The sequence below is a fragment of the Cupriavidus sp. FW305-3-2-15-C-LB2 genome, assembly GCF_058787575.1.
Genome location: NZ_JBYSZW010000099.1, coordinates 1 through 10,377 on the forward strand (window position 1 = coordinate 1; position 10,377 = coordinate 10,377).

The window sequence follows — 10,377 nt, forward strand, 5'->3', positions numbered from 1 at the left end:
CTCACGCACCCCCCGCCTGCACTTCGACCTCATCACCGTCCAGCTCTTCATCGCCGTATCCGACTTCGGCAGCATCACCCGCGGCGCCGAGCGCCTCCACCTGGCCCCCGCAGCCGCCTCCCGCCGCATCCTCGAACTGGAAGCCCAACTAGGCGTCTCCCTCTTCGAACGCCTGCCCCACGGCATGGCCCTGACCGAAGCCGGCCGCGCACTGCTGGCCCACGCCCGCGGCATCACCCATACCGTCCAGCGCATGCAGGACGACGCCGCCTCCTTCGTCGGCGGCGACCTGGGCGTGGTCCGGGTAGCCGCGCCCAAATCCGCAGTCATCCAGTTCCTCCCCTTCGACATCCAACGCTGCGCCACGGCCTGCCCCGGCGTGCGCATCGACCTGCAGGAAATGAACAGCGCGGAAGTCCAGCAGTCGCTGCGCCGCGGCACCGTGGACATCGGCATTTACGACGGCAGCCTGGGCGTGATCGACCTGCCGACCGCGCCCTATCGGAATGATGAACTGGTGCTGGTGGTGGCGCGCGGCCATGCGCTGGCGCGGCGCCGCAAGGTCACGCCGGACGACGTGCTGGACTGCGACCTGATCGTGCTCAGCGAGAGTTCGGCGATCTCGATCGTGCTGGAGCGGCTGGCGGAAGAGGCCGGCCGCGTGCTGCGCATGCGCATGCGCGTGGGCGGCTTCGACAGCATGGCCGCGCTGGTGGCGCAGAACCTGGGCGGCGGGGTGATGCCGGAGGCGATCGCGCGCGAGGTGGCGGCCGGCAGCCGCTTTGTGCGGCTGCCCATTGCGGCGCCCTGGGCGCAGCGGCAGTTTGTGCTGTGCCATCGGCCCCATGGGGCACTTTCCTCGGCGGCGCTCAGCGTGCTGGCGGTGCTTGCGCAAAACGCGAAACCAGAATCCCCCAATTAGCGATAGCCCGCGGCGGATGTATTGCGGATGATGGCTCCATAACTACAGGACGGAGACACGCAATGCAGCGCAGACAATTCATTGTGGCGGCAGCGGCCGGGCTGGCGATACCCAGCCTGGTGCGCGCCGCCGACATCGCCGGCCCGGTGCGCATTGTGGTGGGCTTCGCCCCCGGCGGCGGCACCGATGTGCTGGCACGCGTGATCGGGCAGAAGCTCGGGGTCATGTGGAACACCAGCGTGCTGGTGGAGAACAAGCCCGGCGCTACCGGCGCCATCGCCGCCGCCTATGTGGCCAAGCAGCCGCCTGACGGCACTACCTTGCTGATGGCGCATGTGAACAGCCACGCGATCGCCCCGGCGCTGCTGGACGTCAAGTACGACCCGCGCGCCGACTTCACGCCGATTTCGCTGGTGGGCGTCACGCCCAATATGCTGACCTGCCGTCCGGAGCAGAAGGTGCGCAGCGTTTCGGACATCGTGGCGCTGTGCCGGCAGAAGCCGGGGAAGATCTCCTTTGGCTCGTCCGGCATCGGTTCGGCGCAGCACCTGGCGCTGGAGATGTTCCGGTTGCAGGCCAGGCTCGATGTGGTGCACGTGCCTTACAAGGGCTCGGGCCCGCTGGTGGCGGACCTGATCGGCGGCCAGATCGACTATGCGTTCGACACCATGACCGCCGCCACGCCGTTTATCCAGCAGGGCAAGGTGATCGCGATCGCCCAGACCCGCCTGAAGCGCGCGGCCAGCCATCCCAATGTGCCGACGCTGGCGGAGTCCGGCTTCCCCGGGCTGGACGCGGCGTCGTGGTACGGCCTGGTGGGCCCGAAGAGCATGCCGCCGGCGCTGGTGCAGCGCATGAACGCCGACGTCAACCGCGTGCTGGCCATGCCCGATGTTGCCGAGCGGCTCAAGAGTTTTGGCGCCGAGGACTCAGGCGGATCGAACCAGCAGTTCGCCGCCTTCATCGCCTCTGAGTCCACCAAGTGGGCCAAGGTCGTGAAGGACGCCGGCGTAAAGGCCGAGACCTGAGCGCCGCAAGGCAATGGCCGAGAACCGACGCACGCGCGCACGCTGCCCATCCATCTATCCAGGAAGAAGCATCCCATGACAGATTTCCGCGACTCGGGCGCACAGGCGCCTGCCTCCACCTTGCCGCTGGCCGGCGTGCGCGTGCTCGACGTCAGCCAGGTCATGGCCGGGCCCTACGCCTGCATGCTGCTGGCTGATCTGGGCGCCGACGTGATCAAGATCGAACCGCCCGACGGCGGCGACCAGACGCGCGGCGCGATGGGTTTCAAGATGAAGGGCTCGGACAGCATGGGCTTCCTCAACATGAACCGCAACAAGCGCAGCGTCACCCTGGATCTGAAGACCGAATCCGGCCGGCAGGTGCTTTATCGCCTGGCGGAAACGGCCGACATCCTGGTGGAGAACTACCGACCCGGCGTGATGAAGCGGCTGGGGATCGACTATGAGACCCTCGCCAGGATCAATCCCAAGCTGGTCTACTGCAGCATCTCGGGCTTTGGCCAGAGCGGACCGTGGGCCGGGCGGCCGGGCTTTGACCTGATGGCGCAGGCGATGTCGGGCGTGATGAGCGTCACCGGCTACCCGGGCGGCGCGCCGGTGAAGGCCGGCGTACCGGTGGCCGATATCGGCTGCGCGCTGTTCGCCACCTACGGCATGCTGTCTGCCTACATCGGCGCCAGGGAGACGGGCAAGGGGCAGTATGTCGATGCGTCGCTGTTCGATTCCGCGCTGGCGTTCTCGGTGTGGGACACCTGCGAATACTGGGGCACGGGCCGCGAGCCCGAGCCGCTGGGCACGGCCAACCGCATGAGCGCGCCTTACCAGGCGATGAAGTCCGCCGATGGCTACTTCGTCATGGGGGCCACCAACCAGAAGCTGTGGCAACTGCTGTGCAACACGCTCGACCGGCCCGACCTGCTCGCGGACGAGCGCTTTGCCACCGTGGCGCTGCGCCTGGCCAACCGGCAGGCACTGATCGCGATGCTGGAGGAGAGCTTCGTCAAGGAGAGCAGCGACTACTGGATCGAGCGCCTGCTCGGCGTCGGCATTCCGGCCGGGCCGATCCTGACCTACCCGCAGGCCTTCGACAGCGAGCACGGCCGCCACCGCCAGATGCGCATCGAAATCGATCATCCGATCGAGGGCAAGGTGCCCAATATCGGCTTCGCGGTGAAGATGGGCGGCACGCCCCAGCAGGTACGGCGCGCGCCGCCGCTGCTCGGCCAGCATACGGAAGAAGTCCTGGCCGAGCTGGGTATCCCGAAGGACGAACAACAGTCGCTGGCTGTAGCCGGCGCCTTCGGATCATGAAGGCCGCGCTGCCGCCGGAGGGCGGTCCCGGCAACGACGGACAAGTCACGCTCACGATGCAGGGGCAGGTCGCAACGCTGACGTTCGACCGACCAGCCGCGCGCAATGCGATGACGTGGGCCATGTACGAGCAACTTGCCACGCATTGCCGCGCGCTTGCGGCGCAAGGCAATGCGGGTGCGCGCGTGGTGGTGCTGCGCGGCGCGGGCGGAGAGGCCTTTGTCGCAGGTACTGATATTGCGCAGTTCCAGCAGTTCTCCAGCGGCGAGGACGGGGTTGCCTACGAAGCGCGTATCGACGAAGGCGTCCGCCTTGTCGAGCAACTGCCGATGCCAACTGTGGCGGTTATCGAAGGCTGGGCGGTGGGCGGCGGCCTGGCCATCGCCACTGCGTGCGACTTCCGTGTCGCGACGCCCAAGGCCCGCTTTGGCGTGCCGATTGCGCGCACGCTGGGCAACACGCTGTCGGCACTGAACCTTGCCAAGCTGCGTGCGGCCTGGGGGCTGCAGCCGGTGCGCCGCATGCTGCTGCTGGCGCAGATCCTCGACGCCGAGGCTGCGCTCGCGTGCGGGTTTCTTGAGGGTGTGTACGCTGCCGATGCGCTGGAGGCCGAGGTCGTCTCGCTATGCGACCGGCTTGGCGCGCTGGCGCCTGTCACGCAGACGGTGGTCAAGGAGGCGTTGCGGCGCCAGACCGTGCAGTCGGTGGCCGACACGGATGACCTGGTGCGCTTGTGCTACGGCAGCGGTGACTTCCGGGAAGGGGTGGATGCGTTCGTGAACCGGCGCCCGCCGGTATGGAAAGGGAGTTGAACGTCGGGGCCTCGTACGCCAGCCGCCTGTGTTTCAAAATTGAAACCATCTGGCTGATTTACCGTGCAACCGACACATCGCGCGAGCGTCACGCGCCCGCTCGTCAGCCTCCCGCCACGGGTGGCCCGCGATATGCATCACATTAATGCTATGGGCGATAAAGACGCTCGAGCCTGCATGCCTGAACCTGTGCCATGCAGTGGGTGTCACCAGCGCGGCTGGCGGTGGAATCGGTGCCAGATGGCATTTGTAAGGTCTGTGCCATCGCCGCGCCGCTTCTACCGTCTGGTTGCCGTCTCAGGAAGGAGCGCGCCATGAAGAACAAGCTTCCCCCGATTGCCACACTGGCCTTCGGCGTCTGCCTGACGATGTCTGCGGCATTGGCTGCCCCGCCGGGCGACATGGTCATGGTCACTGCCGACGAGGTCAAATGGGCGGACCTTCCACTGATACCGGGTGCCAAACTTGCCGTCCTCGAGGGGAAGATGGACAAGAAAGCGCCGTTCACGGCCCGGATCAAGCTGCCCGCGGATGCCAAGGTGCCGGCGCACTGGCACCCGGGCGTGGAGCGGGTGACCGTGCTTTCCGGGACGTTCAACTATGGCATGGGCGACAAGCTCGACCCGGAAAAGACCTCGCCGCTCGGCGCCGGCAGCCTGATTGTCATGCCACCCAAGATGCGCCACTTTGGCTGGACCAAGGAGGAAACCGTTATCCAGATCAATGCGTCGGGGCCCTGGGCTTTCAACTTCGTCAACCCGGCTGATGATCCCAGGAAGAAGAAGTAATGCCTGGTGCGGGGCTATGGATGTCTCAAAGCGGCGCAAGCCGCGGGCAGGACCATAGCAGGCATCGGACGTGGCAAATACCTGATGGAGAGGGCGGTGGCTTGCGGCAATTGCCATGACATGCGTGCGATTCGACGGCTGGCGGTAATCCTTGCACTGGTACTCGCTGGCTGTGCGGGGCCCCGGACGGCACCCACGCCTGATGCGCGGAGCGCATTGGCGCCGACGGGAAAACTCCGCGTCGGATTCATATCGGGCTCCCCGATCCATGCGACGAAGGATGCTGCGTCAGGGGAGTTCAGAGGCGTTGCCGTTGACCTCGGCAAGGAAATGGCGCGGCGTCTCGGCGTTTCGTTCGAGCCCGTTGCCTACACTTCGGTCCCGGCGTTGATCGCCGGCGCAAAAACCGGGGAGTGGGATGTCGCCACGATGGGAATCAGTACCGAGCGCGCGTCGGTCGTGGACTTTACCGCGCCATACATGGAGGTCGAGTTCAGCTACCTCGTTCCGCCGGGTTCGCGCATCACCACGCTGGCGGACGTCGACAGGCCCGGTGTCCGGATTGGCGTGGTGGAAAAGAGCTCGCCGGATGCCTATCTTGCCAGCACCATGCGGAGTGCCACGCTGGTTCGGTCTTCAACTATTGCAGACATGGTTGAATCGCTGCGGGCCGGAAGGGCAGATGTCATTTTCGGAACCAAGGCAGGCATGTACAGCCAGGCCGAGAAACTCGCGGGTTCGCGCGTGCTAGAGGGCCGGTCCGGCGGGGAGAAGGCCGGGATGGCAACGCCGAAAGGACGGGATTACAGTGCTGCCTACGCGCGCAAGTTTGTCGAGAGCGCGAAATCCGAAGGCCTGGTTGAGGCGGCGATCGAACGCGCCGCATTGCGCGGAGTCGTTGCCGCTCCGCGTGAATAGTATGCGCTAACACCTGCATCACCTGGCTACGACTTCGTTTCCGCCGATTCCAGAGTCCTCTCAATGCCCGCTCGGGCAAGTCCAAAGACAATGCTCCGATCCACTCGGATTGTGCTTATTTTCTGGTTGTCACTTGACAACCAGTCATTGCGCATCTAGTCTCGGAGACACGAATGACCCGCGCCAGGCACCCAAGGAAGAAGATTGAGGCCGCACTCAGGCATGCAGCGCTGCATGGCTGGCGTGTCGAGCAGGCCAAGGGCAACGGTCATGCGTGGGGCCGCATCTACTGCCCCGACAACGACAAGGAATGCCGCTGCGGCGAGTTCTGTGTATCCAGCGTCTGGAGCACGCCAAAGAATCCGGGCAACCACGCCAATGCCATCCGGCGGATCGTGGCCAACTGCTCGCATCAGCGGGAAGTGACAACGCTGCGCGTACTGCAATTCAGGACATGACCATGGAATATGCCTTCACCCTCAAATTTCACCTGTCGCAGGCGGACAGCGATACCGATGCGCTGGTCGAACGCCTGGCCGAGGCGGGGTGTGATGACGCGCTGGTGGGCACCGGCCTGCCGGGCCGCGTGGCGCTGGCATTTGTCCGCGAGGCAGAGTCGGCGCGGGTGGCCATGGTGAGTGCCCTGGCCGATGCCCGCCGCGCCATGCCGTCGTCCACGCTGATCGAGGCGGCGCCTGACCTGGTCGGGCTGACGGATATTGCCGAGATGGTTGGCGTGTCTCGCCAGAACATGCGCAAGCTGATGCTTGGCTACCCGGATTCCTTCCCGGTGCCGGTGCATGAAGGCAGCAGTTCGCTGTGGCACTTGCTGGACGTGATCGTGTGGCTGGGGCAGCGTGGCTACGACATTAAGCCGGAGCTCCTTGAAATCGCGGCCACGGCGATGCAGGTGAACCTGGCCAAGTGCGCCAGCCAGGTGGCACCGGCGATGGCGCGGGAGTTCCGGTCGCTGGTGGCTTAGCGGTCGGCCGTCGACTCCGCTTCCCGGCCCATCCTTTTCGGGTGGTGGTACGAATCCCGGCCTTTGGCCAAGATGCCCGGACAACCGCCCTAGCCGGGCACCACAACCAGAAGTGGAGACAAGATGGCCGAATCAGACGTGAAAGCCGTGATGGGCGAGTTCTTCGCCGCCTTTGCCCGCGCAGACATGGAGCGCATCGCCGCGTGCCTGGACGATGAGTTCGTCTGGACCCTGCCCACCGGCGAATCCGACCCGCATGGCCTGGTTGTGCGCGGCAAGGCTGCCGCCACGGACTACCTGAAGCAGCGCTTCTTTGCAGACAAGGCCAATGCGCCGGTGCTGTCGGACGTCAAGCTTGAGTACACCGGTGATCTGGCCATCATGCGCTTTCGCGTACAGGTGCCGGCCAGCGATCAGCAGCACGGCCATCGCCAGCCGCGTCGCCAGGCGGGCGGGCACGGTGACCGCCATCAGCGTGCCGAGCAGCGCCATCGGCAAGCCCAGTGTCAGCGTCAGCCCGGTCGACCCATAGTGATGCCGACGATCAGCGACAGCAGGCCCAGCACCCACAGCATGGCCGTCATCAGCTGGTCTGCGCGACGATGCACGCCTTGCAGCAGCGGGGTGTGCGGCGCGGCTGGCGCAGAAACGGAACTGCCTGCGGCACGGCGGGCAGGGATGGTCGCGGACAGCCGTCCGGACAGGGCGTGGTCAGCGCTGGTCATGGTTCCCTCGCAGCGTAAGTCAAGAAGACGCTGCACCCCGTCCGCCTGATGGCTTATTGTCTTAATGTCTTAATTTATGGCATTGCGCGGCTGATTATATCGACGCCTGCCCGCTGCAACAGGCTCGGCCCGCGCGCCTTAATCCAACAGCGCCACCTGCACGTCGCGCGTGCCCTGGTACGGGTTGCGGCCGTGCCAGACCTGCAGGTTGTCCAGCACCATCACGTCGCCATCGCGCCAGGGCCAGCTATAGGTGGTCTGGTCGCACAGTTGGTCGATATGCGCGCGTTCGGCATCGGTCAGGCGTTCGCCATTGCCCAGCGTGGCGCCGGTCGGGTACTTCTGGCGCTTGCGCCGTTCCAGGTCCTGCTCGGGGTTCTCCACCTGCGGCAGCATATGCAGGATCGACCGGTACAGCTTGCGTCCGGTCTGCGGATGTACCACGAACGGCTCCAGCGCATTGAGCACGGTCAGGCTGCCGTCTTCATGCCAGACTGGTTCCAGCCCGCGCTCGGCGCACAGCCGGTTCACGTCGGCCGGGTCCTCGGTATGGAACGACTGGTTCCAGCCGCGCTCGTCCATATGCGCGTAAGAGGCATCGTCGGCATCGCGCCGCGGTCCGAAGTTGATCGCGGTGCGGCTGCCCAGCGTGGCGAGCCTGCCGGCCAGTTCTGGGTCCATGCGCTCGGCCAGGTGGCGCACATCGGTGATCAGGGTTTCGCCGCCCACCTCGGCGGTCTTGCGCGAGAAGAAGGCGATGCGGCGCGGGTAGTCGCGGCGGTAAGCCATTTCGGAATGTACCGCCAGGCGCACGCTGGCCGACAGCCGCGTGGCTTCCATCACGCGGCCGCTGATGGTTTCGCGCGGGGCGCGGCCGCCGGCGTAGCCACCGTCGAAGGCCGGAAACTGCTCGATGAAGTCGGCAAAGTCCTCCGTGCCGGCGGTCGGGAAGCCGCGCAGCACGATCCCGCCATGTTCCAGGATCAGCGCGTCCAGCGCCGGGCGCACCGTGCGCGACCACTGGCGGAACTGCGCGCGGTCCAGCAGGCGTTCGCCGGCCGGTTCGATGAACAGCGGCGGGCGGCCGGGCTGCAGCACGTGGCAGCGCACATCGGGCCCAAGGGCGGGAACGGCTACTGCGAAGGTTGCCGCATCGGCGGCGGTGGCTTGGGTCATGTTGTCTCCAGTCTTGTGCTCAGGTCGAAGGCGGGGTCAGTGCCGGTAGGACGGGTCGATGTGGTCCAGCTCGCGCCGCACCGCCGCCCATTCGCGGTCGCCGCGGATGGCTACGCGGCCGAAGGCCTTGCGGCTGGCTTCCAGCGATGCCGGTGACGGCATCACCAGTTCGCCGCCAGCCATGGCATCGACCTGGATCTTGCAGGCCGATTCCAGCCAGTAGATGTTGAAGAAGGCTTCGGCGATGGTGCGCCCGCATACCAGCAGGCCGTGGTTGCGCAGGATCATCGCGTTGTGCTGGCCCAGGTCCTGCACCAGCTGGCCCTGCTGGGCCAGGTCGACTACCGGGCCGGAGAAGTCGTGGTACGCAATGCGCCCGTAGAACATATGCGCATGCTGCGACACCGGCAGCAGGCCGCAGGCCATGGCCGATACCGCCGACGATGCGCGCGTATGCGTGTGCAGCACGCACAGCGCATCATGGCGCGCGGCGTGCACGGCGGTGTGGATCACGTAGGCGGCGGGGTTCAGGCCCAGCTCTCCGGCATCGCGCTCGGGCCGGTGGACGATGTCGCCGTTCAGGTGGATCTTGTACAGGCTGGACGCGTTTACTTCCTGGTACAGCAGCCCGTAGGGGTTGAGCAGGATGTGCTCAGGCTCGCCCGGAACGCGCGCGGTGATGTGGTTGTAGATCAGGTCGGTCATGCCGTACCGGTGGATGGCGCGGTAGAGCGCGGCCAGCTCGATGCGGGTGGCCCACTCGGCGTCCGAAATGGCGGCGGGACGGATGGGATCGGGTTCGCTCATGCGATGGCTCCTTTGCGTGCGTAGGGCTCAGTCCAGCCGGATGCCGAGCTCGGCCACCAGCCGCTTGTCGCTGGCGAATTGCGAAGCGGCGTAGTGCTGGTAGTCGGCGGTATTCATATGGCGGTTGGGCATCGATTCGGATTCGAGCGCGCGCAGGTAGGCAGGGTCCGATGTGGCCTGGCGGAAGGCATCGTGCAGCGTGGCGACCACCGCGGGGTCCAGCGCGCGCGGGCCGGCGATGCCGATTTCGGACTGCACGGTGATGTCGTAGCCCAGCTCGCGCAGCGTGGGCACGGCCTGCCAGCGCTTCAGGCGCTGCGGCTCGGCCACGGCCAGCAGGCGTACCTTGCCGGCTTCGGCCATGGCGCCCCAGCCGGCTTCTATCATCACGTCGACGTGGCCGCCCAGCAGCGCGGACAACGCATCGGCGCCGCCCTTGAAGGGGATGAAATTGAGCTTGATGCCGGCCTGCTGTTCCAGCCGGCGCACGGTGATCTGGCCGAGCGAGCCGGTGCCGACCGATGCCACGTTGACCTTGCCAGGGTTGGCGCGCGCGTGCTCGACGAAGTCGCCAAAGCGCTTCCAAGGCGAGCCCGCTGGCACCGAGATCCCGTACACATAGCTGGTCAGGCCGATGATGTAGGTGAAGTCCTTGATCGCGTCGTAGTTCACCGGCTGCAGGTGCGGCAGGCGGAACAACGCCGGTGTGATCAGCGCCAGCGTGTAGCCGTCGCGCGCCGCGCTGCGCGCCATCGCGGCGGGCCCGAGCGTGCCGCTGACGCCGGGCTGGTTCTGGATCACGATGGGCTGGCCCAGGGTCTTCGATGCTGCCAGGCACAGCGCGCGCATCTGCACGTCGGTGGCGCCGCCGGCGGTGAAGGGCACGATCAGGGTGATGGGGCGGGCGG

At 66.4% G+C, this 10,377-nt stretch carries 12 protein-coding genes and 1 pseudogene; 9 read left to right on the forward strand and 4 right to left on the reverse strand.

All coding sequences use genetic code 11. The annotated features are described in order from the left end of the window. The 9 genes and pseudogenes from AC3WRR_RS35680 to AC3WRR_RS35720 all read left to right on the forward strand — a co-directional run. A partial coding sequence (locus tag AC3WRR_RS35680; protein ID WP_492299540.1) for a LysR family transcriptional regulator occupies nt 1-922 on the forward strand: 922 nt, incomplete at its 5' end. A 62-nt stretch (nt 923-984) separates the two neighbouring features. Further along, nucleotides 985-1,950, forward strand: a complete 966-nt coding sequence (locus tag AC3WRR_RS35685) for a Bug family tripartite tricarboxylate transporter substrate binding protein (protein ID WP_454750384.1) — start codon at nt 985-987, stop codon at nt 1,948-1,950. 75 nt (nt 1,951-2,025) lie between these two features. Continuing rightward, on the forward strand, nt 2,026-3,261 hold the full coding sequence (locus tag AC3WRR_RS35690) for a CaiB/BaiF CoA transferase family protein (protein ID WP_492299542.1): 1,236 nt from the start codon (nt 2,026-2,028) through the stop codon (nt 3,259-3,261). After that, nucleotides 3,258-4,073, forward strand: coding sequence for an enoyl-CoA hydratase/isomerase family protein (locus tag AC3WRR_RS35695; RefSeq protein WP_010813155.1), 816 nt, complete (start codon nt 3,258-3,260; stop codon nt 4,071-4,073). The genes AC3WRR_RS35690 and AC3WRR_RS35695 overlap by 4 nt, the downstream gene beginning before the upstream one ends. A gap of 314 nt (nt 4,074-4,387) precedes the next feature. Next, the gene (locus AC3WRR_RS35700) at nt 4,388-4,861 is read left to right on the forward strand and encodes a cupin domain-containing protein (protein WP_010813156.1); all 474 of its coding nucleotides are present in this window, start codon (nt 4,388-4,390) and stop codon (nt 4,859-4,861) included. Nucleotides 4,862-4,981: 120 nt separating this feature from the next. Further along, nucleotides 4,982-5,779, forward strand: a complete 798-nt coding sequence (locus AC3WRR_RS35705; protein WP_492299543.1) for a transporter substrate-binding domain-containing protein — start codon at nt 4,982-4,984, stop codon at nt 5,777-5,779. Nucleotides 5,780-5,952: 173 nt separating this feature from the next. Next, nucleotides 5,953-6,237 carry a hypothetical protein gene (locus AC3WRR_RS35710; RefSeq protein WP_010813158.1) on the forward strand — a complete coding sequence of 95 codons (285 nt, stop codon included), beginning with the start codon at nt 5,953-5,955 and terminating at the stop codon, nt 6,235-6,237. Between the two features lie 2 nt (nt 6,238-6,239). Continuing rightward, a complete protein-coding gene (locus tag AC3WRR_RS35715; protein WP_492299545.1) occupies nt 6,240-6,761 on the forward strand; it encodes a helix-turn-helix transcriptional regulator in 522 nt (173 codons plus the stop codon). 186 nt (nt 6,762-6,947) lie between these two features. Next, nucleotides 6,948-7,115, forward strand: a pseudogene (locus AC3WRR_RS35720) (hypothetical protein); the annotation flags it as partial. A 158-nt stretch (nt 7,116-7,273) separates the two neighbouring features. Here the strand turns inward: AC3WRR_RS35720 and AC3WRR_RS35725 are convergent. The 4 genes from AC3WRR_RS35725 to AC3WRR_RS35740 form a co-directional block, all read right to left on the reverse strand. Beyond that, complete coding sequence (locus tag AC3WRR_RS35725; RefSeq protein ID WP_041687519.1) at nt 7,274-7,486, reverse strand: hypothetical protein; 213 nt, start codon at nt 7,484-7,486, stop codon at nt 7,274-7,276. A gap of 138 nt (nt 7,487-7,624) precedes the next feature. Then, nucleotides 7,625-8,662: a TauD/TfdA family dioxygenase gene (locus tag AC3WRR_RS35730; protein ID WP_492293729.1), complete on the reverse strand. Its 1,038-nt coding sequence runs from the start codon at nt 8,660-8,662 to the stop codon at nt 7,625-7,627. Nucleotides 8,663-8,698: 36 nt separating this feature from the next. Beyond that, the gene (locus AC3WRR_RS35735) at nt 8,699-9,469 is read right to left on the reverse strand and encodes a class II aldolase/adducin family protein (protein ID WP_058698437.1); all 771 of its coding nucleotides are present in this window, start codon (nt 9,467-9,469) and stop codon (nt 8,699-8,701) included. Between the two features lie 27 nt (nt 9,470-9,496). After that, a partial coding sequence (locus AC3WRR_RS35740) for a tripartite tricarboxylate transporter substrate binding protein (RefSeq protein WP_492299546.1) occupies nt 9,497-10,377 on the reverse strand: 881 nt, incomplete at its 5' end.